At 53.1% G+C, this 26,110-nt stretch carries 15 protein-coding genes; 4 read left to right on the forward strand and 11 right to left on the reverse strand.

Annotated elements, in window-relative coordinates; genetic code table 11:
* Positions 1-120 precede the first annotated feature (120 nt).
* Both ACIX8_RS17750 and ACIX8_RS17755 read left to right on the forward strand, forming a co-directional pair.
* The gene (locus tag ACIX8_RS17750) at positions 121-795 is read left to right on the forward strand and encodes a response regulator transcription factor (RefSeq protein WP_014266757.1); all 675 of its coding nucleotides are present in this window, start codon (positions 121-123) and stop codon (positions 793-795) included.
* A gap of 35 nt (positions 796-830) precedes the next feature.
* Positions 831-2,228: a sensor histidine kinase gene (locus tag ACIX8_RS17755; protein WP_190273691.1), complete on the forward strand. Its 1,398-nt coding sequence runs from the start codon at positions 831-833 to the stop codon at positions 2,226-2,228.
* 91 nt (positions 2,229-2,319) lie between these two features.
* Here the strand turns inward: ACIX8_RS17755 and ACIX8_RS17760 are convergent, their stop codons facing one another.
* The 7 genes from ACIX8_RS17760 to ACIX8_RS26000 all read right to left on the reverse strand — a co-directional run bounded on the left by ACIX8_RS17760 (position 2,320) and on the right by ACIX8_RS26000 (position 13,917).
* Entirely contained in the window at positions 2,320-3,330 is a 1,011-nt protein-coding gene (locus ACIX8_RS17760; protein WP_044176999.1) for a YncE family protein, read from the reverse strand.
* Positions 3,331-3,572: 242 nt separating this feature from the next.
* Positions 3,573-6,203: a TonB-dependent receptor gene (locus ACIX8_RS17765; RefSeq protein ID WP_223295373.1), complete on the reverse strand. Its 2,631-nt coding sequence runs from the start codon at positions 6,201-6,203 to the stop codon at positions 3,573-3,575.
* Positions 6,204-6,206: 3 nt separating this feature from the next.
* Positions 6,207-7,628, reverse strand: a complete 1,422-nt coding sequence (locus ACIX8_RS17770) for a sensor histidine kinase (RefSeq protein WP_014266761.1) — start codon at positions 7,626-7,628, stop codon at positions 6,207-6,209.
* The gene (locus tag ACIX8_RS17775) at positions 7,625-8,305 is read right to left on the reverse strand and encodes a response regulator transcription factor (protein WP_014266762.1); all 681 of its coding nucleotides are present in this window, start codon (positions 8,303-8,305) and stop codon (positions 7,625-7,627) included. The genes ACIX8_RS17770 and ACIX8_RS17775 overlap by 4 nt, the downstream gene beginning before the upstream one ends.
* 135 nt (positions 8,306-8,440) lie before the next feature.
* Positions 8,441-11,518, reverse strand: coding sequence for a TonB-dependent receptor (locus ACIX8_RS17780; RefSeq protein WP_223295374.1), 3,078 nt, complete (start codon positions 11,516-11,518; stop codon positions 8,441-8,443).
* A gap of 235 nt (positions 11,519-11,753) precedes the next feature.
* On the reverse strand, positions 11,754-13,241 hold the full coding sequence (locus tag ACIX8_RS17785; protein ID WP_150110655.1) for a YncE family protein: 1,488 nt from the start codon (positions 13,239-13,241) through the stop codon (positions 11,754-11,756).
* Between the two features lie 523 nt (positions 13,242-13,764).
* On the reverse strand, positions 13,765-13,917 hold the full coding sequence (locus ACIX8_RS26000; RefSeq protein WP_190273692.1) for a hypothetical protein: 153 nt from the start codon (positions 13,915-13,917) through the stop codon (positions 13,765-13,767).
* A gap of 676 nt (positions 13,918-14,593) precedes the next feature.
* On the opposite strand from ACIX8_RS26000, the gene ACIX8_RS25345 reads away from it, so the two are divergent.
* On the forward strand, positions 14,594-14,788 hold the full coding sequence (locus ACIX8_RS25345) for a hypothetical protein (RefSeq protein WP_396248615.1): 195 nt from the start codon (positions 14,594-14,596) through the stop codon (positions 14,786-14,788).
* 53 nt (positions 14,789-14,841) lie between these two features.
* Here the strand turns inward: ACIX8_RS25345 and ACIX8_RS17795 are convergent, their stop codons facing one another.
* The 4 genes from ACIX8_RS17795 to ACIX8_RS17810 all read right to left on the reverse strand — a co-directional run bounded on the left by ACIX8_RS17795 (position 14,842) and on the right by ACIX8_RS17810 (position 24,485).
* Positions 14,842-16,374: a family 43 glycosylhydrolase gene (locus ACIX8_RS17795; RefSeq protein WP_052310648.1), complete on the reverse strand. Its 1,533-nt coding sequence runs from the start codon at positions 16,372-16,374 to the stop codon at positions 14,842-14,844.
* A gap of 146 nt (positions 16,375-16,520) precedes the next feature.
* Positions 16,521-18,983, reverse strand: a complete 2,463-nt coding sequence (locus ACIX8_RS17800; protein ID WP_014266767.1) for a glycoside hydrolase family 31 protein — start codon at positions 18,981-18,983, stop codon at positions 16,521-16,523.
* Positions 18,984-18,988: 5 nt separating this feature from the next.
* The gene (locus tag ACIX8_RS17805) at positions 18,989-20,548 is read right to left on the reverse strand and encodes a GH39 family glycosyl hydrolase (RefSeq protein WP_014266768.1); all 1,560 of its coding nucleotides are present in this window, start codon (positions 20,546-20,548) and stop codon (positions 18,989-18,991) included.
* A gap of 187 nt (positions 20,549-20,735) precedes the next feature.
* Entirely contained in the window at positions 20,736-24,485 is a 3,750-nt protein-coding gene (locus ACIX8_RS17810; protein WP_014266769.1) for a TonB-dependent receptor, read from the reverse strand.
* Positions 24,486-24,719: 234 nt separating this feature from the next.
* Here ACIX8_RS17810 and ACIX8_RS17815 point away from each other — a divergent pair, with 234 nt between their 5' ends.
* Positions 24,720-26,060, forward strand: coding sequence for a hypothetical protein (locus ACIX8_RS17815; RefSeq protein ID WP_014266770.1), 1,341 nt, complete (start codon positions 24,720-24,722; stop codon positions 26,058-26,060).
* Positions 26,061-26,110: the final 50 nt, after the last annotated feature.

Genomic DNA, 26,110 nt, shown 5'->3' on the forward strand with positions numbered 1-26,110 from the left:
GGCTGATAGGTTGATTCAAACCAAGCTGTCTTAGGTCAACCTTAAAAATGAAGGGCTGTAACAGCTAATTCATAGAACAGCTGCAATCTCTTCACATTGGCGCGTCTCTAATACATATCTATGAACATTCTTGTCGTCGAAGACAATAAACGAATCGGCAATATCCTTCGCCAGGGACTCGTTGAAGACGGGCATCAGGTTGTGCTTTCGCAGCGAGGGGATGAGGGGCGCGATCTCCTGATCAGCGCACCCTTCGATGTAGCGGTGCTCGATGTCATGCTGCCGGGCCTGGATGGATTTAGTGTTCTAGAGCAAGTGAGAGCCGGTAACTGCACGGTGCCCGTCCTTATGCTTACGGCAAAGGACACTATGCCGGATATCGTCCACGGACTCAACCTCGGCGCCGACGACTACCTCACGAAGCCCTTTCAGATACAAGTTTTCATCGCACGCATACGAGCGCTCGGGCGGCGTGGTCCCGTGCTTCAAACCAAGAAATTAATTACTGGAGACCTGGAGCTCGACACGGTTAATCGGAGTGCGCGTCGTGGAAGCGACGACATTACTCTGACTAAAAAGGAATATGCCATTCTAGAACTTCTCATGCGGCGGGTAAATCAGGTTGTCACCCGCAACCAATTAAGAGAGGTGGGCTGGTCCTACGACGCAGAGGTCAGCGATAGCAGCGTAGATTTCTACATGCACAGCCTACGGTCAAAGATCGACATCAAGGGCCACGACAGCCTCATACGGACCGTGCGGTCCCTCGGATACTCAATGGTTGGCCCAAAATGAAGATCAACCTGCGGTCACTGCGAATACGCCTATTTATGCTTTACATCATCTTCGCTTTGACCTCTATGATCTGCCTTGGGAGCTTCTCCTATTGGTATCTCAATCAAAAGCTTGCGAGTTCGCGTCAACACACGATGGAGGCTCGCGAAAAGCGAGTCATTGAGTTCGTCGACACCTGGCCAAAGAAAGATACCTCTTTAAGCCTGGCTGAAAAGCTTCGCCAATTGAGTATTGGGATTGCCAGCACAGACATCATCCAGGTTTATGAACTGGATGGAACGCCAATTTACTCCTCTCCCGGCGATGCCACCTTCAAGATCCCCTGGCCTAATAAGGCTTGCCTTGAAAGATGTTATGGTTTGCTCCGGCAAAACGGGCATGCCATCAGGACTCTGGACCATATCGTTGAACTCGACGGCCACAAAGTTCGTCTATCACTCTCCGGCAGCATCGATGAACACTTCGAAATTCTTCAAGCGGTTCGCAACTCTTACCTGCTCTTCTGTCCACTATTACTTCTGGCTTCGATGGCGGGCGGTTTTGTCCTGAGCAATCGTGCACTGGAGCCGGTAAGCCGCATGACGACAGAAGCTCGTAAGATTGGCATCCGAGATCTTGAGCGCCGCTTGCCAGTCCCGGATACAGGGGACGAGCTTCAAGTGCTGGCTGAAACCTGGAATGAGCTTCTAGGACGAATCGAAACCGCGGTGGAAAGACTCACCCAATTTACAGGCGATCTCTCTCACGATCTGAGTACAACGATTACGATCATGCTCACAACGGCCGGATTGGCTCTGAGCCGTGAGAGATCGAACGAAGAGTATCGCACAGCACTGAGCACCATCTCGGTGGAGTGCGAGGCCACTTCACAACTCCTTGACGACCTTCTCGCTGTTGCACGAGCAGACATGGTTCACAAGAATATCGAGTGGAAGCCTGTGGACATATCAGAGCTTGTTCGCCAGGTTTGTCACCACTTCGAGGCAAAGGCAAGGCTCAAGGGCCAATTGCTGACCTTCAACATCACAGAAGAGACGTGGATGCTGGGCGATCTCTCCCTGCTCAGACGCATGGTTACAATTCTTCTGGATAACGCGACCAAGTACACCCCGGAATCGGGGTCTATTCTAATTTCGCTGATCAAGGAACACGAAAACATTCAACTTGAGGTTAGCGACACCGGGATCGGTATTCCGGCCGATGCCCTACCGAAGATCTTCGACCGTTTTTATCGCGTGGATGAGTCCCGCAGCCAGGATGAAGGAAGTAGCGGCCTTGGACTGTCAATTGCTAAATGGGTGGTTGAGGCTCACCGCTCCACCATCAGCGTGGACTCTACCCCTGGAAAAGGCAGTACCTTTACAGTCTTTATACCGCTGGTAGAACCAATCCTTGCTACAGAAACTTCGTATCTTGCAGCTTCCGTGGGCTAACGCCTCAGCCTAGCTGGATCGACTAAGGAGGGGCTCAAAGAGTTGAGCCCCTCCTTAGAATCACAAGCATTCGCGAACAAGGTCGATTCTTTTATTTTCCAACGACCAGAACACAGAACGATCCTTCTGCAATCACTTTGGTCGGCTTCTTTCCGGGTTCAGTCGCGGGGATATTGGTCACAGTGGCTGCCGAGAGAAAAACCTGTCCGGTCTTTTTGTCGAAGGCCATTGTTTTAGCACTGGGCTGAGTCACTACCGATTCGTCTGGGGTATATTCATCGGCTGAGTGTTGTTGGATCACCGTAAGGTTTCCTTCCCCGTTCGAGATGAAGATGCGTCGCGTCAGAGCATCAAATCCTGCCGCATCGGTTCCGGAACCAGTCGGAAAACTCGCTACCTGTTTTCCGCTTGCTACGTTGATGATCGCCATCGTCTTATTATGACCACCCACGAATAGACGATCATTCTTCACATCGACAGCCAATCCAGTAGGGGCTGTAATGTTTTCCAATGGCAGATGCCGCTTTACTTCAAGTGTCTTCGGATCAAAGGCGGCAATCTCATTTTTGTCTTCCAATGCCACATAGACCAGCCCATCCTTACCGGTCACCGCACCTTCACCGTTTCCACCGATCTCCACCGTTCCTACGACAGCTCCAGACTTTCCATCGATTGCGGTGATGTTATGGGATCCATGGTTGTTCGTGAAGATCCTCTGCGAGGCTTCGTCACAGTAGATTCCGTCTGGTCCCTTTCCAACCTCGATCTTTTTAATGACTGCGAGTGTCGAGGTATCGAACATCGAGACTTTATCTTCCTTGCCATTGCTGGTAAAGCCATGTTTGAAGCGGGATGCTATGGCAACTCCATGGACCCCAGGGGTGTCTTCAATCGTCCCAATCGCAGCACCGGTATCGGCATTGAGCACATTGACACGGATGCTATGAGAGACGTAAAGCCGCCGAGCTGCACTGTCCACAGCAATATAGTCCCAGCCCTCTGTACCAGCGATTGGATAGCGTGTTTTTACTTTGTATTCGGCAGCATGTAAAGAGGTGCCAATAGATAACACGATCGTGAGGATAGCAATCATCCGTTTCATCTTATGTTCCCTTTCCTGAAGGAAGTGCATTGATGTTTCTATACATTCTGAATGCCACACCATTAGACCTATCCATTGCATTCGGCTCGTGCTCCAGGAATGATTCACCTGAGGTCTTGCTCAAGAAAATCGCACTCCCCTTAAAAGAGGCTTAAAAACAAACCTGGAGAGTCGAAAATTCATACAGCGGAGGATTAGCAGCCCGCAACAGCGATCATCCAGCTTATGGGCACTCCTCTATATCAAAATTTGACATGTGCGCTGAATTGCAATCTTCGAGCCGGAAGTGCGGCTGTCGGTTGCTCAAAGAAAGCTGATTGGATGTTGCCAACATACGAAGTGAAGTTGGTATGGTTCGTCACATTGAATCCATCGACAGCGAAAGAAAACACTGGAGATTTCTCTTTCTTTCCGCCAGGCAAAACAAAATCCCTGCTCCAACGCAAATCCAGCTCAAGATTCCCGGCCGCCTCCAGACTGTTTCGCTTAATGCCGGCTGGACGGGCATTGAGTATTCCGGTGTTGAAGATATCGATCCCCGAGGTCTCCGTGTACGGAGTGCCCGAGTACAGCTTGGCCCCAATGCCCAGGTTCAACCAATGGTCGTCATTGAAGGTTCCCAATAGGTTAAAGCGGTGACGCTGATCGAAGTCTGCCCGGCTGTACTCTCCGGTGAGATCATACTGATTGGCCGGAAACCATGCGATGCCCCCAGTATTGTTATTCGTCCGGCTAAAGGTGTACTGCGCCATCCCTGAGAACCAGCGTGAGATGTTACCGTTCAACGTGACATCCAGGGCATTGCCAACCTGCCGCCCCTCTGCCTCTATCTGGCGCACTACCCCTAATTCCAAGTTCGGCCTTACCGAGTAAAAGGGTGGAAGTGGGGCATTTACATCTCTGGAGCGAAACAAACCTACTCCAAGCAAGCCGCGGTACGTTACAGCCAGGGTCAAACCTCTGCCGAGCTGACGTTCTGCTCCGAAACTGTAGTGCGCGGTATAGGGCATGTGTGTGTTCGGGGCCTCCTGTACAAGATTGGTAGGAATACTGGAGACAGGTGTGTTCAGAGGAAGCGGATCGGGGTATGCAGAATTGAGAAGAGTGTAAGAACGGACAATTATGTCGTTATATCGCTTGAGATCGGCAATCGCCGGGGCACCCGAGCGATCATAGAAGAGTCCGCTTCCCCCGCGGATAACCATCTTGTGCTTTTTCATGGAATAGGCAAAAGACAGACGTGGAGCGAAATCATGAATGGATTTGAAATACGTCTGCCAGTCGTATCGAAGCCCCAGAGAGACCTGCAAGTCAGGACGAAGCTGGACTTGATCCTGGACAAAGGAGCCTATTTCGTTAAACCAGAATGTAGTTCTCCCCGGTCCCTGCTGTTGGGTAAAGGAATAAGGGGTACCATCCGCGACATCCGCCAGGTTGGAGAAGCTGAATGTGCCCAATTGATTGGTGTGGTCCTCCCAGGCTCTTCGGCTTAGATTGGGAATGTTCACTCCAAACTTTACATAATGCCGCCCCTTATTCAGGCTGACAATATCATTGATCTTGAGGTTGTTTTCAGTGTTCAGAAGATCGGCCTGAGCGCCTCCGCCTGTAAAGGCGCCATCCACAACTATCTTTTGAGAAGCAAGTACACTGCGTGCGGGGTTATAGTCCTTCTCGAAAAATAGCTGAAGCTGGTTGATCAATGTCGGAGAGAGGATCAAGCGGTCGTTGAAGATGACGTCGTCTTCGCGTGTTTCCGAGTTCACACCGGATTGAGCCAGAACCAATCCTCCGACTCCCTGATTTCTTGCAATCGTATCGACAACGTTGTACTGCAACGATGCCCGGTGCGTAGACGAGAACTCATGGGCCACGCGAGCCGCAAACTCCGTATCGTGAATGGGTGTCGGCACATTGGTGGACAGGACTCCTGCTGCTGTCTGGGCATGAACGATCGCCTGGAGGTTATCCTCCTGCCGCGTCCCTGAGACAAGAAACGTTGTTTTACCATCATTTCCTAACGGCCCCGTGATGGAGCCTTCATAGATCCGTTTTTGCTCAAAGGGTTTTACAAGCGCGAAATAGTTCTTCGCATCGAAGACAGAATCGCGAAAGGTAAAGGTAAAGCTGCCATGGATCTGTGGAGTTCCAGGCTTTGTAATGATCTCAATTCTGCCTTTGCCCGGCCGGTTTGTCTCTGCGCTGTAAGGGTCATTGTTGATATGGGCCTCGGCAATAGCTGAGGCGGAGACGCCCGTACCTTTCATCTCAATACCATCGACGATAAGGGTCACGCCACTTGTACCAACGCCGGACTGATCAAGAAACGGCGTAAGCGCTGCGACGTAGTTCTGGTCAAAGACGGGAACCTTCTCCAGCATTCCTGCGCCCACCGCAACCTGGTCTCGATTTTCAGAGGAGTCCATAGACAGATCGTTTGTTGTCGAAGCGACTGTTACCTGCTGTTGAACGGAATCTAAGGCTAGTTCGATTTTGAGCTCGAAGGATTTGCCGGTCTCGATGCGGATCTGCGAATGGTAGTCGCCGAAACCATATTTCCCTGGAATCCCTACTACATACTCTCCCGGATTAACCCGTTGCAGATGAAACTTTCCTTCGGCATCCGATACCACAGAGTGTCCATTGGAAACGGCCTTCCCTATCGGCTGCAGCCGAACCTCAACACCTGGTACTGCAGCGCCAACAGGGTCTACTACGCTGCCTATCACACTACTCTGGCCAAAGGCCAAGCTGCACGATAATAGAAAAAAAAGAAGAAATAGCTTTCCAATACAACGGAAGAATGACGAAGAAGACAACATGTCTCGACAGTAAAGTAGGTCAACTGAATTTTTCGTGAGGAGTACTGCCATTCGTTAGAGGCGTGCCCCTTGGGCGCTGTCCATCAGCACCTTTTTAAGATCTGCCCGAGGAAATGCGACTTCAAAAGCCGCTCCCTCGCCGAGTTCGCTATCTACCCTGATCGTTCCTCCATGCATCCCCACCAGGCTCTTCGCAATAGAAAGTCCTAACCCAAACCCGCCATCTCGCGGCGTACGAGCAGTATCCACCCGAAAAAATCGCTCAAAAATTCGTTGATGGTTTGCGGCGGCAATACCGATGCCAGTATCTCGAACGATGAATCCACACAAATCGTTAGACACCCATTCCGTTAATTCGATGTGCCCCTCCTGGGGGGTGTAACGTACCGCATTGTCGATAAAGATCATCAATAGACGTTCGAAGATGTCTCTATTCCCTCTGATAGGCACAATCTGCGTTTCTGCGCGATAGGCCAGAGTTATTTTTTTTGTCTCCGCCAGGGACCGGGCACGAGCGATTACAGCATCGATTGATTCTCCCAGTTCGAATAACTCCATTGGGATGGACTTATCGCTACCGCTGCCCCTTGCAAGGGTGAGAAGATCCCCAATAAGCCGTGCCATGTATTCGCTCTCGAGCAGAATATCGGAGAGGCCTTCGGCCGTGCGCTGGTTGTCCGTAGGACTCATGAGGAGCAGTTCGGCATTGGAGCGGATGAGGGCCACCGGAGTACGCAGCTCATGAGACGCATCCGCGGTGAACTGCGCGATTCGCTCATAGGACACGGCAATGCGATCCAGCATGTGATTGATCGTATTGGAGAGACGATCCAACTCATCCTGCGTTCCCCGCAGGGGGAGACGCTTCGACAGGCTTCCCGCATCAATCGAGTGCGTGGCTTCAGTAATTTGGTGAATAGGAGAGAGGGCTCTGCCACTCATCCAATAGCCCGCACAAGCAGCAAGCAGACCGGCGGCAGGAATACTTAGGATAAGAAGCCAGTCGAGGCCTTCCATCAACCTCGCATATTCCGTCTGATCCACGGCGACCTGTATCCCAAAGGTATAGGAACCTACCTGGGCCAGTCTGCCAATCGTACGAAACGACCTGCCACCGATCGAGACACTCTGTTTCAGGGTTTGATCTGCTTGTGAATGCAGAGAGGGCACAACTGCCATAGCATCCGGCTGATACACCACCGAACCGTCAGGATTGCTGACTCTGAACATTTTGCCGCGTGGCAAGAGGGCGGAGTGCTCTCGCAATTCCTCGCCAAGATTATTCATTTCATGAATAGCAAGCTTATGGTTCAGAAATGTCGCAACACCATCAATCCCGGAGGTAAGCTCCTGATCTGCAATCCTCCGCAACCCCCAGGAAGCGCCAAAGAATATGCCCAGCCCAAGGGATACGACGATCAACGCCACAATGACCGAATACCACAGCGTCAGACGTACACGAATTGAGATCTTCATACAGGTTTACTCGACGTGAGCTTGTAACCAAATCCCCGGACCGTATGAATAAGCTTGTTGCCGTGCCCTTCGTCTACCTTCGAGCGAAGCTGCTTCATAAAGGCATCCAAGGTATTGTTCTCGACGGTATGCTCGTATCCCCAGACAGCATTGATGATCGCCTCGCGCCGGAGTACGGTATGAGGATTCCGCATCATGAACTCAAGCAGAAGAAATTCTGTCCGGGTCAGCATAATCGCGCGTCCGGAACGTGACGCTATATGAGTGTGCGGATCAAGGCAGAGATCCTCAAGCTGATACGACAGCGAAGCTGTTGCCAGGGTGCGCCGCCCCAGTGCCCGCAGCCGGGCAAACAGCTCTGCAAAGGCAAAGGGTTTGGTCAGGTAGTCGTCGACACCGCTATCCAGCCCGCGAACCACGTCGCTCGTTGCATCTCGCGCGGTAAGCATCAGAATCGGAGTCGACACCTTTGCGTCACGAAGGGATCTGGCCACGGTGAAGCCGTCCATACCGGGAAGCATCGCATCCAGGATGATCGACTCGAACTCATGGCTGGACGCAATATCCAGTCCCTCTAACCCCGTGTTCGCCAACACGATACGGTGCGATTGCTTCTCGAGTGCATCCCGGAGAACCAACGCCATCTTACGATCATCTTCGACGACCAGGATTCGCATGGTGACAGCTACAAATCTTTACTGTAGCCATGCCACCTGAATTTTCCCTGAAGGTTCGATTGAAAGATGGGCTTAAATCAATCCCCGCTGACATCCTCAAAGGACGTCAGCGGGGATTGAGATATGAAACGGGAGTTAATAGCTAAGACGCAGGGAAAACTCAAGAACGCGCGGCGTTCCCGTCCCGACAAGACCACCGCTATTCACCACCGAAGTGATGGCGCCAAAACTCTGGGGAACCGTAAGCACACGTTTGGGCTGCGTTCCAGGAGGAGCCGTCGGCGGTGGCGGAGTCGTCGTTACGCTCATCGTCGATGCCGGGGAGCCATACTGGGCACGATTGAAGATGTTGAAGGCTTCCGCCCGGAAGATGACATTATTCCGTTTGGTCACACGAAAGGTCTTTTCGATGCTGGCATCGTCCTGCCAGAGTGGAGGCCCTGTCGCGATGTTCTTTCCCAGATTGCCAAAGGACCCAACAGCAGGAAGGCTGAAGGCTGCTGGATTGAGCCAATGAGCGATGCTGCGAAAAGCTAGATAGATCGGCACGCCAGGTACACGGTTTGGCCGCTGGTCTACATTGTTACCGTCCGGCAACTCTGCGGCATTGCGGTTCAGCGTGACGTTGATGGGAAAGCCTGCACGTGCAAGCAGCAGAGTATTGACCGACCATCCTCCGACAAACAGATCGGCCGTCTTCCCCACGTTGAGATAACGTTGTCCATGGCCGAAGGGCAGATCATAGACGGCGCTTACCGTTCCGCTATGACGCGAATCGAAGTCCGAGCTTGAGTAGTCACAGCGGAAGCACGCGATATTCTCCGGGGCATCAGCATCGCCCGCACCCACGGACCCATCGTCCAGAGCATGCGAGTACATGTAATTCCCGGAGAGGAAGAAGCCATTGTGGAACCGGCGGTTGACGCTCACCTGCAGAGCGTTGAAGTTCGACGAGCCCTCGTTGAACTTCGTATCGATCTCGCTTGGATACTGTGGCAAGGGACGTGTATTCGTTGCGGGATTAATGAGGTTGGTATAGCTACGGCGGAAGAGATGAACGCCATGCGACCCAAGATACGTGAGAGTCAAGGCCGTCTGTCCAGCAAGAGCCTGCTGGATGGATGCCGTCCACTGTTCCACATAAGAGTCCGGATGGTTCAATGACATGGAACGTGGAGTCAGTGCGAGTCCAGTGGAAGGAGTTAATGAAGGAGCCACCGGATAGGAATACTGCACCGTTGTTCCGTTCGACTGGATGCCGCTGGTCAACAAGGTTGAAGGTTCGACGTTGACGACAGGGCTGTCCTCATCTCCCAACTGCACCTCTCCGTGATAGATGCCATAACCAGCCCGGATAACGGTCTTCCCGTGAAACTCATCCGGGGCATAGGCCACGGAGAAACGCGGGTCGAAGCTGAGGTAATTCGTGTGATAAAAAGGCGTTCCGATACCACAGTATCCTCCGCAGTTTGCGATATCGAACGGATCTTCGCTGTTATGGTTTTCCTTGAAGGGCGAGAAGAAGTTGTAGCGCAGACCGAAGTTCACCGTGAGATTCTGGCTCATCTTCCACTGATCCTGAACGTAAGCTCCCACATGTGTCTTGCGCATTCCCTTATCCGGCAGAGCTGCCGTTGTCAGAAAGCTTACGAGCTGATTTTGCAGAAACGTCGATTCATTCAGGAAGCTCGCAGTGCCGTCGACTGAGTTCTGCTCGTTGAACCAGGGGAGTTTGTACTCCGCGCCGAACTTGACCGTGTGCTTCCCTCTGGTCCAGGTCACGGTGTCGTTCACGCTGTATGACTGACCAACCTGTTCCTTGGAGTAGTTTTCGGAGAGACCAGTGAACCCGGTGATCGAAAAATTGAAGGGCAAGCCAGTCTGTTGAAACTGAATGTAGGTATTGCGGTTGAGCCCTAGCTGAAACTCGTTGATCGAGTGTTCGTTGAAGATATGCGTCTCTTCAAGAACGAAGTTCTGGGTCCTCGCATTTACGGTGATGCCCTGGGCCAGCGCATTCAGAGCACTAGTTGAAGATCCATCATCAATGTTGTAGCGAATGTATCCGGAGTCCTTGTCGGAGATACGATGATCCAAGCGAACCGTACCCGAATTCTCGATATTGGGGCTCGGGACTACGCCGGTAAAGGTGAATACATTCGGATCGGACGTAGGAGCCTGCCCTTCAGGATAGGCATTGACGATAAAGGCAAGCGAGGGCTGCTGCGCTGCAACCTGAGCGCGATACGCAGGGCTGGGAACAAATCCGGTCTGCGGCACACCACCAAGCTGCTGCCGAAAGCCCTCATAGTTGACGAAGAAGAATGTTCGATCCTTGATGATTGGGCCGCCGACGTTGCCGCCGAACTGATTCAGATGAAAGCCAGGATGAATCGTAGTCTTGATCGGCGAAAGCGCATCGAAAGAGCTGTTGCGCAGGTAATCGAAGATGCTGCCATGGAGGACATCGGTCCCTGTCTTGGAGATCAGGCTGACCTGGCCGCCCGCAGAACCACCTGTATCGGCGGTATATCCAGCGGTATCCACCTTGAACTCCGCAATCGATTCCGTCGAAAACTGCAGCCTCAACGCCGACTTGAGCGATGCATGAAAGACACCACTGGCGTCCACTCCATCCAGACGGAAGTTATTGTCATCGGTTCCATTTCCCGCAAAACGGATCGAGGACTGCTGTCCGGAACCTGCATCAATAGCACCTGGAGCCAATAACTCAAGCGTAGTGAGATTACGTCCGTTCAACGGCAACTCTGCAACCTGTACGGACTGGATCGTTCCCCCCAGGGTCGCATCGCTTTTGTTCAGCAACGCGCCGCCCCGGTCACCTTCAACCTGTACGGTCTGTGAGACAGCGCCGACCTTCATCTTTGCGTTGATAGTGCGCACGTCACCGGAATGGAGATCGACATCGGCAATGCGAAGATCATTAAAGCCGTCATGAACGAACATCACTGTGAATCTGCCAATAGGAAGTGAGGAGGCGACGAACTGGCCCTGCTTATCGGAGATGACTACTCGCTCCTGATTCGTCCCCTCCTGCCGAATCGTAACCGTCACACCGGAAAGCATGGCACCCGATGGATCGCTCACTGTGCCATTAAGTTCGGTTCGGTCAATCTGCGCAGTCGCAGGTGAAATGATGCAGACCAAGAGGAGAAGGAGCCAGACGAGTTGTTGCATTCGAGGGGATTTCAAGGGATCTCCAATTAAAGAAAAAGGTAGGGGCTGACAGTTTCAGTGAAACGAAGTGTCTCTGCAGGAACGTTGCGCTGCGATTGAATTTTCCTGAATCCCAACTCATCGAATCTTCAGATTCGAATTGGACTGCCTGGATCAGAGCATGAGGGGGCGTATCCGCGCATGCTACTGCGCGGATGCTCCCCTGCCCTGCAAGCAATAAGTTGTTCAGGATGTGCAGACTTAGAGATCGCTATTTGTGCTGGAAGAGCCACTCCAGACTTGGAATCTTGGCAGAAAGCTCCTTGCGAATGGCCTCTGCCCGGAGCGCGGCATCTTCCTGACTGGTCGCTGTCGTATCTGGAATTTCCATGACGAGAATTCCAATACGGCGCCCCGCCGCATCGAACATCTGCATCTTCATGTTGTAGAAGCCGCCGTCAGCGATATGAGGACCATACGTCTTACCGTCCTTCACCGCAGCAAAGTCTCCCGGCGAACTATGAATGCCGAGCCTGGTTGCATTGCCATTCGCGATAAGAATCATCGTGCTTTGGCCAGGAGGAATCACATGCAACCCGATCTTGCGCAGGTAAGGATGGCTCGACAATATATTGAGAATCAATTTTTCGGCGACAGGTGCATTCACAGGCTCCTGCGGCTCTGGTCCACGTACATCACCTGAGCCAGTGTTCATCGGCTCGAAGATCTCCACGCGCGCACTCTTCGTACCATCCTGCGGCGCAGCGATGAAGAGCCGATTCAGCTGCGGAACAAACCGCCCCGTTTTTGCCTTCGAATCAGTGGAGATACTGCCGCGGGATACATACTTATCCATGCTGATCTGGTCATAGACGTCCACAGCGCCGCCACCGATCGCATAGATCCTCTTGCTCTTCGGATCGTAGATCGTGTCATCGACACCGGACGTAATGGGAAGGCTTTGCAGCTCCTTGCCCGTATTGGTATCGAGAACAACCAGCTTACCGTCCCGGCATCCCACAAAGAGACGCTGCCGCTGTTCGTCGAGGGCCATCGTGACATTGACCTTGCCCATTGTGATGGGCCACGTCGCAACGGTGGTGTTTTTGAACCGGTCGAAAACAACGACTGTGTTCTTTGCCTTGTCATTGATGTAGATGCGTGGCCTGTAGGTATCCAGCGCCATGGCTTCGAGCGTATCGCCGTCGATCTTGACGTCTGTGAGCTTCTTATTGCTGCTCGTGTCGATCACGCTGAACATCGAATAGGTCTGATGAACATCCTCACCACCATTGTCGACATACAGATACTTCCGCGAAAGATCATAGCCGATCGAATCCGCGTCCTTAAGAAGAGGGATTCTGGCGATCAGCTTATAGCTTTCACCGTCGTATACCTTCACGCTGCCATCGCCGCCATCCGTCACATAAAGACGGTCGGTATCTTCGCGGTACAGCACTGCATGCGGACGCTCGATTCCGCTGATCTGGTGAACCAATGTCCCCTGAGCTAGATCGAAGACCAGCACGGCCTTGAAATCTTCCGGTGTAGCGAACAGCCGGTTTCTCTTCAGATCGATACCGAAGTGGTCAAAATTTCCTTTAATCGTCGCAGGAAGAGTAATCGTCTGAACATGGCGCAGGGATTCACCCTTTAGCTGCTCAGCGTTGTTACCCGCACCCTGTGCTGAAGCTATTATTCCCGAGAAAATAGTAGATAAGAGAACCGCCGCCAATAACCGCATTAAAGCTGACCTCACGACTTTCATGATCCACAGGATCTTTTCTAAAGTTAGGCTTGCCGTGAGTGTGGCAACGTAACAAGGGCACAAATTTACTATCAAACGCTCTTCAGTGAACGTTCAGGAAGTTCGGCTTCTTACGAGAAAAGCTGCATAACAAAGCGATCGGCATTCCCTCTATAAATTAACTGCATCCATCACCGGAAAATATTGATGTCTCGCCTCGGTCGAACAGACAATGGAATCAAGGGTTTCTATTCTCCCCTCAAGCCCCTCACGGTCTCAGGACAAAGGGAGGCTCTTTCCTGCCGCTGCACCAGAGGAGCGCCAGACCGAATGTAGCGTCCAGCGTTGGACCTTGCTTGAAATGCATGGCGCAGAGGACGTTGTTTACGGTTACAGTGTGATGCTCTTCAAGGTGCTCGGTCATCCAGACTGAAGCAGTGCATCGTTCAAGCAGTATCGCGGCGATCGAATCACCAAAAAACTTGCTGATGAAGCTCTGATGATTTCGCGCCAACGAGCGGGTACTCTCCAAACATTATGTTCTTCTCGGCTCCATCGAACCGATACCGCCAAAGCCAGAACTGTCCACCCAAGGCTGGATGAGAAGACACAGGCCGCCACCATCGGCTAATTTGTATTTCTTGTCCTTCGGCTTTGCGTTCTCGATTTCCTTGATCGTGAGCGACACAGCGGTCTCCAGAGCGGGGCTTTCACTTTCCCCACACTTTGGCTCATCCTACCCCCACATCTTTCCCTACAGAAAAGTCTGGCTGTAGCCGCACGCCTTCGGCCCCTATCGCACCTTATTTCTCGCAAACCACTGTAAAACAAGAACATCCTCGCGTGCGAGGATGTTCAGAGAGGTACGAGGAAGATCGGTAAATGGGTGTATTGGTTGCCCAGGGATTCACGGGCATTGAAAATAAAGGGGATGAACTCATTTTCCACAGCTTTCCCCACACTGTTCCCCACACACGAAATAAGGATTGTTTATCCGATTCGTCGGGCACTTTTTAGCCTAAAAAGATAGGGTGATATAGGGTGATATTGTGTGCGTTGCTCTGGGGGAGGGTGGGCATTCTTACTGCAGTCGATTCTGGGCTCCGCCGGCTTGAGAAGCGAGGAGAGATTCGCTGCGTCCTTTGCAGCATTTACGCCTAGCCTCCGCCAGGGTCTGCCGATACCGTCGATATGCGTTCCACCCACAATCGTTGGAGTCTACGAGCGGCCCAACCGGACTGATCAAAAGCCAAGGCTTGCGCCCTTTGCTGATTCCGTAGAGTGATTCGGGCGAAAGGCACTTACCGTAAGCCCCCCAGGGCCCTGCGCCGTTCGATGATCCCGAACTCGTCATCCAGGCTGTTCTGAGTGGAGTAGGAATCGGCACCGCGATGGAAGAAACACTTGCCGGCTTGATTGCAGAGTGGCGTTTGATTCAAGATCTGAGAGACTGGTGTGCGCCATTCCCTGGATATTTTCTCTACTACCCCAGCCGCCGTAACCAACCCGCAGCTCTATCCGCCCTAGTAAACACGCTGCGATTGTCAGATGAGCCATAGTTCTCGGGGTTTCGCAAAGCACCTCCAAACTCGTTGCGCTTCAGCCAATGGGATCATTGGGGTGGATTGGCCTCCGGCCAATACCGGAATCTGCTGAATGTTGCACTTTGGGCACCCCAGGCGCAGAGCGCGGGACGTACATCGAGAAAACCACCCAAAACGTTGTGGTGCATTCCTGAAATCTCTGCTGACTCTTCCGTACGCTGCCACGCCTGTCCATCGAACCGATAGTAGAAATCGACTTCCTCCCGATCGTTCACAATGCGTAGCGTGGCGCGTTTTGGCACCGAACTTTGATGATCGAAGGTAAGACCGTTTCCAACGCGTACATGAATACCTATAGAGGACAGCGTGATACCGGTTGCATGCTCGGGATTATAGAAAAGCAGCAAGCCCGCTTCGCACCCCGTCTCTATCTCAACCTCGACCTCTACCGTATAAGAGTGTCCGCCAACTGGATTCGTCAGAACAGAGGTATCTTGAAGATTCTTGCCGCGAGCAGCAAGCCGGAGGTAATGCTTAGCTGTCTCGAAACGTGACGGATCATACTCATGCCAGAAGCTCCATTGCAGGCCGAGCTTCGGTGTATCAAAGTCGTCCGACGGATCGGCAAAGGCCTGCTGGCTAGTGCCAGGTACCGGCATGGGAATGGCTGAATCGGCTGCGATCTCTGGTGCAATACGAAACCATCCATCGGCAGTCCACTCAACCGGGAGGAGAAGCAATTGCCGTCCCAGGGTGCGGTACTCATTCTCATAGGAGTGGACGGTCATGTACCACTTTCCTTGCGCAGTATCCACGAGACGCCCATGCCCTAAGTTCAACCAGCGATCTTCCCGGGACTGCGTATGCACAATCGGATTATAGGGAGAGAATTCCCAAGGTCCTTCGGCGTGACGGCTTCGGGCACTGATCACAGAGTGGCTGGTAGCAGGGCCGCCCGTTCCTCCCTCAGCAACATTCAGGTAGAAGTAGCCATTATGTGCAAGCATCTTGGGCCCCTCCAGGCACGTACATTCGATACGTGTGGATTGCGGAATGGTCCAGGGCGCAAAGACAGTGCGTGGTGCTGACTTCACGCTGAGGCCGTCCGGCGCAAGTTCGACCATTTGGCCGCCATTGGTATACAGATAGCGGCGGCCATTCTCAGCGATGTGCGCGGGATCAATGGCGTCAAGGCCAAGATCGATGGGCTCACTCCAGGGCCCTGCAGGGTGAGCGGCGTGGACCACTTGAATTCGATTGTTCGCCGGGAAGTAAATATAGAAATGCCCGTCGTATTCACAAAGATAGGGAGCCCAGATAGTCCCATAATATCGAAGCAACGCCGCAGCGATCGGACGCCAGTTAATCAGATCTCGCGAGTGCCAGATCAGAAGTCCAGGGGCGTAGTCGAAGCTTGAGTGGGTGAGATAGAAATCATCGCCAACTCGGATAGGACTTGCATCTGGATGATCTCCACCCAGTATGGGGTTGTGGTACACCTCTTGCCGTTCTTGACCGAACAACTTTTGAACGTGGGGCTGGAGCGCTAACGTGATGGACGTCACCGAGGCATCGCGAAAGAACCGTCGTCGGGTGATCATTCCTTGGCTTGATTGACTACTGTTTTGCATACTTGCCTTCCCAGTCCACTACCTATGAAAGATCGAGGCTACAGAGCCCTTCACTGTTACCGAATGGAGGCCCTCGTTGATCGACGACCCCAGAAGCCGCCGCGAATTCCCTATTTTCATTGCTGTTCAGGTGTTTGAACCACCTGCAGTACAGCCGAGTCAGGAACGTTCCACGCTTTGGCACCAGAGTGAGAAAGCTTTTTGGCGGCCTCGTCCCAATGAAGTTCGGTGATGTCGTGCTTGCCCTGTTCGTAGGCATACGTGGTCCCATCGTCGGAGTAGAGCGTAAAGTGCGCGCTCACTCCTGGATAAACGCGAATTTTCTCAATGCGCTGCACTTCATTGGTACTCTCGACCGGTGCCCCCAAGGGCAGAATAGAACCTGCCCGGACAAAGACAGGAATCTTTTCTATGGGAGACTGCGCCACAATGCGCTGGCCGCCATGGATTCTTTCATTCGTCCAGAAGTCGTACCAATCGCAACCTGCCGGCAGATAAACAGAACGGGAGGTCGCTCCCTGCTCCGTCACTGGAGCCACCAGCAGCGCTGGCCCGAACATATACTCATCTCCGATATCGGACACGTTCGGGTCATCGGGAAAGTCGAGGAAAAGACCGCGCATAAACGGTGCCCCGTTCTCATGTGCCTGCCACCCCAGGGAATAGATATACGGCATCAGTTGATAGCGCAGACGTAGGTATTTTTCCAGAATTGGTTCGGCCTGCTTGCCGTAACTCCAGACCTCGTTCTGCGGCCGAGTCCCGTGGGTACGGAAGTTCGGCTGAAAGGCTCCGTACTCAAACCACCGCGTATAGAGTTCAGGATAATCGTCATATCGTCCGACGTTATCGCGCGCGTCACTGGGGTCCAGAAGCGGCGTGTGCACCGGTGTATGCGAGTACGGAAGCCCCTGCCATCCACCAATATCGGTGGACCAGTAAGGCATGCCGGACGCGGTAAAGTTGATGCCGGTTGGCACTTGGCGCCTCAAGGTGTCCCAGTTGGGGCTGATGTCCGAGGACCAGAAGATCGTCCCATTATGCTGCGCTCCCAAGTAGCTGTCGCGAGCCAGAATCAATGCACGTTGCTTCATATCAGCACGCATGCCCTTGTAGAAAGCAGCGGTATGGAATAGCGGGTACACATTGAAAAACTGCGTGCCCGGACCGATCTTGAAATAGGAACCGTTGGGTGGCAGATCAGGTTCCGTCTCATCGGCCCAGAAGGAGTCAAACCCTTTATCGACATAATTCTCTTTGATGGTGCTCCAGTACCATCTTGCTGCGTCGGGATTCGTGGTGTCGATATCGGAACCGGCCTTGTCATAGGGCAGTCCGTTGGTGGGTGTGCCGTCAGCCAGATGCTCGAACCAGCCATTCTTCTGAAGCTCATCGTAATAGCGGCTTCCGGGTACAAAACGCGGCCAGACGCTGATCATCACGTGATAGTTCATCGCATGAAGCTGTTTCAGCATGGCGGCAGGGTCAGGCCACGCTTCAGGATCCATATCCATCTGCCCCATCTTCGTGTAGGTAAACCAATCAATCACGAGATCATCGATCGGCAACTTACGGTCGCGGTAGCCTTTCGCCACTCCCATCAACTCAGCCTGCGTCTGGTAACGCTGCTTGGACTGGAGATATCCATAGGCACTCTTGGGAAGCATGGGTACGTCGCCGGTCAGCAACCTGTAACCGCGATAGATCGCGTCGTAGTCTCCAGCAATCACGAAGAAACTGACCCGTTGCCCCACTTGGCTTTTGAAGGTGTTGTGACTATTGAAACCTAGTGAGATGGTCGTCTTTGACGGATTATCCCAGATCAGCCCATAGCCTTTGTTCGTGACCAGAAAGGGAACGCACACACTTTGCCCGGAAGGCGCATCGTAATCGTGGGCGCATTCGATCACATGGCCGCGTCTATCTAAGAATCCCTGTTGATTTTGCCCGAGTCCATAATCGTGCTCATCGTCAGCGGCCGCAAAGCTCGCACCAACGGTGAAGAACGGAGGATCGATGGACCGGCGATCGTGTTCAATCTCGTGGGTGCCATCCTTGTAACTGGGAACGGCCATCTCCCAGTTGTCCATACTTAGCAAAGGCTTACCGTCTGCCATGGCGATGGAGAGACCGACATGACCAGTCGATCCCGAGAAAAATTTGGCAGTCTCAGCCTGCGGCCAAGGCCCCTTGGGTTGTGGCGCCAGCGTCACGGTCAGTGCGGAAGACTTCAGGACGTCTCCCTTTTCTCCGGAAGCCATTGACCAGCCAGACGCTAGTGGCTGTGCGACGATACCGTAACCAGGTGCGGAAACCGCATCCTCCTTGCGCAAACTCAGGCTCACGCGCACGATATTAGGCGCGTAGGGTTCCACCAGTACCGTCGCCGTACCACGGTCAGTCTGAATATGCACGGCCTGAGCGAAACCGTGGCACGCTATGGATGCAAACAAAGTCGCCAACAGGAAAGCAGAGGGGCAGCGAAAGAAAGAGGTACGCAAAGGTTTCTTGTGATTTGTGGAGGTGCAACATAGGCGGAAGCAATCGAGACTTGGGACTTTCAAAATAAACAGGGACATTTCGATCAGTTCCTTCCAGACGTGCGCGTCAACACGACAAGAACAACGTCGTTACTCCGCATAGGCACCGTTACCGTGACTTCGCCATTTTGATTACTACGGAGGATTTGCTCTTTCTCTGGCTGATCGCGGGTTAGTTCGTTCAACTCGCCTATCTGCTTAGCATTCAAATCCTTCGGAGCCCCCATTCGGATGTATGCGGAATACGCATCATTGGCGTCGTATCCCGTGCGAAATAACTTCAAACGATATTGTGTGAGCGGTAGCCCATGCGCGACACGCAATTCGACAGGTTCTGATGGAACCGCGGGAAGCAGTTTTGTGTAGAAAGAGCGGTTGCTAACACTCTGTTGCGGCTGCTTGAAATCCCATATGACTGCCGCGATGTTGCCCCCTTCCACGGCGATCATGGATTGCGCATCGCCGGAGCTGAGAGTGTTTCCCTGCAAGGCATGAAGATACTTATAGGCAAAGAACGCGGGTTTGCGAATCCCATCACGGCTCAATAGTCCGAAGCCCCCCTCGAACGCCGCAGTAGGCGGTCCAGGTTCCTCAAATAGGTCTGTATAAGTCCAATAGCTCATCCCTTGCACGAGGCCCTCACTCGCCTTCAGCTTGCTCAATATGTAGGGTGCGCTCACATACGAGTCATGGATGACATCTCGGGGCGTGTAGCTCGTACTCCACTCTGTGAAGTAGATCGGCAGCTTCGGAAAAGCAGAAGCTTCGACTTGAGCTCTAACTCGACGCACATCGCCAACGATTGCGTCTGGGGATGGCGATAGCTTTGTATCGCTCTTTCCATTTTCATCAAGAAACCCTCCATCGACGCCATAGGTGTGTGTCGACACGAAATCGACCTTGGCCCCGCTCTGCTGAACATGCGCCAGAAATTCCGGAACCCAGTCAGCGCCAGCCGTGGCCGGCCCTCCTACACGAAGTGCCGGATCGATGCGTTTAATGGTGTTAGATGTTTGGTCGAAGAGTTCAAAATAAGCACGCTGGTCTCCGCCTTCCCAGAAGCCCGATAGATTCGGTTCGTTCCATACCTCAAAAAGCCAGGTCTGCACTTCCCTCTGCCCATACTTCTCTTCGACATGGTGGATGAAGGCCGAAACGAGGTTGTTCCAACCCGTGGGGTCCGGGTGCGAGGTATTGCCCTGCCAATAAAAGATCTTGTTGCTTGACGTCGCCAGCGCCTTGGGTGTGAAGCCAAGTTCGACGAAGGGTTTGATGTGCGCTGCGAGCAACTGGTCATAGAGTTGATCGAGCTTGGTCCAGTCATAGGTGGTCTTGCCATTCTCGACGTGAACGATCTCCAGAACATCATGAAAAATCGCATGGAAGCGGATATAGCGAAAACCAAGTTCATCCGTTGTTATCTTGAGTTGTGCCTGGCTATCGCTGCGAATGAGCGTTCCGGGGTAATCAGAACCTACAGAGAGGTCAAAGAAGCGGTCTACCGGCGGACCGATTTGCGCCATGTCAGCGACGATTTGTCGCTTCTCGATCTGCTGTGAATTTGCGCTAGAAGACAGGCTTAGGAATCCGGCCAGGAGCAGCATGGATAGCCTGCAAGAATCCTTGAGGGATGATCTCAAAAGTAGCTCCAATGTTGACTAAGAAGAGCGGAATGCCGCGACCAGAATCTGCACGATGCTCATGGAAGAGGACGCGGCTTGATTCCACTTGGGTGGATGTCACAACCGTACACGCGCGGCAAAACAAAGTTTCGCCGCGCGTGCGGTTGAGCTAGAACGTGTATCTCGCAGAAAGTTCCAGAATTCGCCTGCCGGTCTTGTACGGAGCGGATCCGAAACCTAGTGTGGGGTCAGCCACGCCCTGGTTGAATGCAGTGCCATTAGCGTTTGTAGCGTTGAGCATGTACTGGTTCGTAAAATCGCCGCTAAAAGTCGTCAGTGGAGAATTCAAGAAGTTGAAGGCCGCAATTCGGAATTGAATCGCCTGCTCTTTACCCAACTTGAAGGACTTCTGAGCACTCAGGTCATTGTCCTTGTAGGTTGGACCAGGAAGGAACGGGTAGCGGTAGGGACCATTTTGCAACAAGTTCGGGGTACGGAAGCAATTGCCATTGATGAACTGATGGCTGCCGAGCCCCTGAGCGGGATTACAGATAAGAGTGGGCTGCAAGCTCACGTCCGGCGTTCCCAGATAGACCGAATTGCTGATCGCAATGTAATTCGGGTTCGGGGTGCCGTTTGGCAAATTCTGCTGGCCAATGTTTCCACTTACAGCGAACCCGGGGTTGGTCGTTGTCGTCGGGATGTCTGGCCCAGTTTGAATGGTGGTGATGCCTGACACCTCCCAACCATTTGCGAATGCGCCAATCAACTTGTTGTGGACGGGATTACCTACCATGACGGTATACGACGCGTTGAAGATTTGCCGACGGTCGAATTCCTCCGGACCATAGTTATTCCACACATGGAAGGGATCGGCGGGATTTCCGGCGTTATCGGCTCCACGTATGCCCAACGCATGACTCCAGGTGTAGTTCACGTTGAAGAGAAAGTGGCCGCTCTGGCGCGACAGTCCTGTCTGCAATCCGTTGTAATTCGCGAACAGCACGTGGTTCGGCACATCGATCGCACCATATTGCACGGAAGATGTGTTCAGCGGACGATAACTGTTGACCTGGGCGGTCGATGCCGATGAGCTCGTCGTCGCACAGGTAGCCCCGCTGGGGTTGATCCCAGTCGGCGTCAATACCTGTCCATAGCATGGGCTCGCCCTGTTTGGGTTCGGCCTGTACAGTCCGCCGATCGGAATCGCATTCACGTTATCGAGTGAAATGGTCTGATTGCTGCCGTCGTTCAGCAGAAATCGGCTGTTGTTGCCCACATATCCGAGAAGCAGGTTCATCTTCAACGGTAGTTGCTGGTTCAGCGTGACACTATATGTATCGGTGAGGGGTTGCTCGCGGTCGCCCTTCGTTAATCCATAGAAGACGTTGGGAGTGCTCGTGAGCCCAATTGTGTTGGTGTTCGCCGGTGCGGCGGTGTTATTGATATTGAGATTGCTGACGGCTTTGAGGGAGAGTCCTCCGTTGCCACTCTCGTTGATACTGTTGATGAATTGGCTGTTCTGGACGGCATTCCCGGCAGCGCCTTGTGAATCATGCGCCCGATACTCTCCCCAACCTCCGCGTAACACGGTGGTGCCATTGCCATGAATATCCCATGCTGCGCCAAATCGTGGTTCAACGAAGAAAGGCTCGGACTTATTCCCGGAAAGCGGAAGGCTCGAATCGTAAGCATGCCAGATGAAACCCGGAAAAGGCGTCGCAGCAGATCCGGAAGAAATCAGCGACGGATCGAAAAGCGCGACTCCCTTTTTATAGGAGTCATTCCACAGGCCGAGATGATGAACACGAAGTCCATAATTGACCGTGAAACGATGTTTAATATGCCAGGAATCTGTTGCGAAAAACGCATTATTCCAGAAGTAGAGATTATCTGCCGCCAGAAAATTTTGCTGAGAATATCCGCCCACATAACCCTGGTAGTTGTTGGCCACATAATTCCCGGACGAGATGGCGGTACTACCGTCCACGTCCGTGATTGCTGCACCGGCAACCGGAAAGCCGTACTCGCTGAGGGAGCCATTAGTGGCCGCGCCCGTAATGCGGCCATTGGCGACCAAACGCTCGACGAAAACCCCGAAAATTGCGGTATGGGTTCCCCACACTTTGGTGAAATTATCGCCTCCCTGCGGCGTGAACTTCTTGGAGAAAATTGGGGAAAGAGAATAGTCCGGCGTAAGTTGACGAGGTAGACCGCTCTGATCGTCGTAATTGCCAAGCTGAGGAAGAGGGTGACGGCCATTGGCATAGGCACCCTGGTAGGGATATGCAGTCAACGCAGCGGGGTTCGCAGTCCTGAATGCAGCATCAAGATACGCGAGACTTCCAAAGAGCTGGTTGGTGGCCGTAGGCGAGAGGATGGTCGTCAGGTTCGCCGCCGCGCTTTCGGAGTTGACTGTGCTTAGACCTCCGCCGGGCGTGTTGAGCTCGCCTTGGTTGTAGTAAGGCGTGCCCGGCACACCCGAGGCTCCACGCTCGACCGTGTAGCGCCCGAAAAGATGATTTTTCTCGGACATTGCGATGTCTCCGCGTCCCGTAGCCTCCCAGAGGTCATTGTTGATGAAATTGGTGGCCTGCCAGTTATATGGGTTCGCCAGAGTGGGCGTATTGTTCGGCAGGGGCATGCTATTGAAGATCGCGGCGAAACCCGGATCGGCATAAGAGGAAGGGATTTGCCCATTTGCGATCGAAGTGCCGTCTTTGGCATAAGTCGGCACGGTACTGATGTTTTGGTATGCGCTATTGCCGGATAGTTCGGGGCCAAGATAGTTCTGCAACTCGGTCGAACTGAAATTACCATTACGCATATTCTGTGTCGGGACCAAAGCATGGACCAGAGCACCCGCAGCGCTGCCATAGGCATAGATACTGCGCTGAACGTAATCTTCTGCGCCCGCGAAGAAAGTAAGCTTACGCTTGTGGTTGAAATTGGTGCCCGGGATCAAGACGGGGCCGCCAATAGTGAAACCTGGATAAACCTCATGATCCGGAGACTTGGGCTGGCTCGTGGCCTTGCCCAGAGCGTCGGCGGCATCGAGTTGAGGGGCGCGCCCAAAGGCGTACAGTTCGCCATGGAAGCGATCTCCGCCCGCCTTGGTTACGGCCGAAACAACGACCGGACCGTTGGCCACTTCAGCGCCAAAGTTCGAAACCTCGACCTTCACTTCGGAAACCTGGTCATAATTCACGTTCTGGAGGGCAGCTCCATAATTGCCCGCATCCGTGATGTCGGCACCATCCAATAAGAGGTACACTCCCGAAACGGGGTTCCCGTTGGCCGAATAATTGCCGAGCGCGCCGTTCACGCTCACCTGTGAAGGATCGTAGGCCGAGTTGCTCACGCCTTGGTTGGCGATGGCAAAACCCGGCAGAATCTTGAAGAGTTCGGTGACATCTCGCCCCTCCACCGAAAGATGCTTGATATCATCGGCCGTAATCAAGTCGCTGCGCTCGCCTGAGTCAAGCGGAACATTGTTATTGTCTGCGCTGACAGTTACCGATTCGCTGACCCCACCAGGCGTCAGCAGGAGCGACGGCAAAGTCCGGCTATCGCCCGGATCGAGATGGATACCACTCTCGGTGAAAGTCTTAAAGTTCGATGCCGTGATCGTGATGTTGTAGTCGCCCGAGTTCACGCCCGCAAAGGTGAACGTTCCCGCTCGGTTAGAACTCACGGTGCGTGTCGCCCCACTCAGGGCGTCTCGCAATACGACAGTGGCATCCGGAACAACGGCTCCAGAGTTGTCTTGGACGGTTCCCGATAGCGTGCCGGTAATGACCTGAGCGTAAACTGAGGGGCAGAGCAGCGCTGAGCCCGGGATGAGAAATAGAGAGCTGGCGAGCACACAAGCCCTGAATATACCTGGCCAAGTCACTCTCTTCTTGAATTCAGATTTCATTGTGGTCTCCATGAAGGCACTGCGAAATGGTTCCATTGGTGGGTCTGAAATTTTGAATGACAGCCTCACCCTGAAACGTTCTACAGCGCACAATCAAACGCCTTCAGCGAGACGTTATTCAATGTTCTATACAGTTCCGTTCCTAGAAATGTGTTGACAATAAATAACTTACGCCGCCCATTCGCCCTGTACTATACTTCCGCGATGGGGGATTGCATTGCGAGGCTGTGACTTGTGATTATTGAAGAGCTGACCGACCCTAAGAGCGAGGGGATATCTCCAGAGGAGATAGCCTTAGCCCTGAAACGGATACTGACTAGTCGGTCCTTCCGAACCTCGAACCAGTGCAGCGGTCTGCTTCGTTATATCGTTGAGCACACGCTCGCCGGGGAAGAGAACCTGCTGCGGGAGAGAGTAATCGGCGCCGAACTCTTCGGGCGGGCCGCCAATTACGAGACCAGCGAGGATCCGGTTGTTCGGCTCCGCGTCTCGGACGTGCGGAAGCGACTCGCGCAATATTACCAATCGAATCGAGACCAGCACCGAGTACAGATTGATATCCCTTCAGGAAGCTATCGAGCGACCTTTCATCGGAATGCGGAAGCAGCCGCCATCGCTGTCGCGAAAGAGCCGGGACCCACCGCACAAGTCGTCGCAGAGCCGGTTCCACTACGGGAACTGGCAATTCATTCTGAAGCCATTGCCACGGACCGCACGGAAGACCCACGCATCGGCAGAACTCCCGGTAAAAGATCGGTTCGAACGATCCTGGCCGCAGTTGCTCTTTGTATTCTCCTGTTAATTGGAGCTCTTGCCCTGATCCACGCCAATTCTTCAAACAAAGCGTTCAGAACCTTCTGGGCTCCGTGGATCGCCAACACGAAACCCGTGATTCTTTCTATCGGCAGCAATGCTGTTTACCGATTTCGGTTCGAATATCTGGATAGGTACGCGGAACAGCATAACCTCAAGAATTCGGGCCAGGAGTTTTATGTCCCTCTTCAGAAAGGTGGGACGATCTCGGCTGATGACATGATCCCTGCTTATAACAGTTTTGTTGCGTTGGGCGATGTTGCTGCCGTATCGCGTATCGTGGCTGCTCTCACCCAAGAGAAGAAACCCTTCCAAGAGCGTTTCCCCAACGATGTATCCTTCGCAGAGTTACGGGAGAATCCGTCTGTTTTGATTGGCGGCTTCAATAACTCGATGACCTTGGAACTAACCAAGCAACTCGAATTCGTGATGCGCGGCGGAAACGAGATCATCGATACTTTGGATCCGAAACGCAAGTGGCAGCTAAACACACTCAAGGACCCACCAGACACAGCGGACTACGCGATCATTACGCGCCTTGTCCAACGCAACGGAGATGCACCTTTAATCAGCGTAGCCGGACTAGGACAATATGGAACGCTCGCGTCCGCGGAACTCATTAGCAGTCCGACCAACATCCATCTAATCATCGACCGACTTCCGCAAGGCTGGTCTGACAAAAACCTTCAAGTCGTAGTGCGGATCAGTATTGTCGATTTCAAGGCCTCGGCGTCCGAGGTAGTCGCCTACAAGAGCTGGTAACTCTTCGAAACTCCCCCGGGCATGATTCTGCACGAAGTTTCAACTATTCA

The sequence above is a fragment of the Granulicella mallensis MP5ACTX8 genome (assembly GCF_000178955.2).
In the GTDB taxonomy this organism is placed as follows: domain Bacteria; phylum Acidobacteriota; class Terriglobia; order Terriglobales; family Acidobacteriaceae; genus Granulicella; species Granulicella mallensis.

Coding starts and splice junctions, on each gene's coding strand:
- ACIX8_RS17750 (WP_014266757.1), top strand. CDS start 121: ATGAACATTCTTGTCGTCGAAGACAATAAACGAATCGGCAATATCCTT.
- ACIX8_RS17755 (WP_190273691.1), top strand. CDS start 831: ATGCTTTACATCATCTTCGCTTTGACCTCTATGATCTGCCTTGGGAGC.
- ACIX8_RS17760 (WP_044176999.1), bottom strand. CDS start 3,330: ATGAAACGGATGATTGCTATCCTCACGATCGTGTTATCTATTGGCACC.
- ACIX8_RS17765 (WP_223295373.1), bottom strand. CDS start 6,203: ATGGCAGTACTCCTCACGAAAAATTCAGTTGACCTACTTTACTGTCGA.
- ACIX8_RS17770 (WP_014266761.1), bottom strand. CDS start 7,628: ATGAAGATCTCAATTCGTGTACGTCTGACGCTGTGGTATTCGGTCATT.
- ACIX8_RS17775 (WP_014266762.1), bottom strand. CDS start 8,305: ATGCGAATCCTGGTCGTCGAAGATGATCGTAAGATGGCGTTGGTTCTC.
- ACIX8_RS17795 (WP_052310648.1), bottom strand. CDS start 16,374: ATGATCACCCGACGACGGTTCTTTCGCGATGCCTCGGTGACGTCCATC.
- ACIX8_RS17800 (WP_014266767.1), bottom strand. CDS start 18,983: ATGTCCCTGTTTATTTTGAAAGTCCCAAGTCTCGATTGCTTCCGCCTA.
- ACIX8_RS17805 (WP_014266768.1), bottom strand. CDS start 20,548: ATGCTGCTCCTGGCCGGATTCCTAAGCCTGTCTTCTAGCGCAAATTCA.
- ACIX8_RS17810 (WP_014266769.1), bottom strand. CDS start 24,485: ATGAAATCTGAATTCAAGAAGAGAGTGACTTGGCCAGGTATATTCAGG.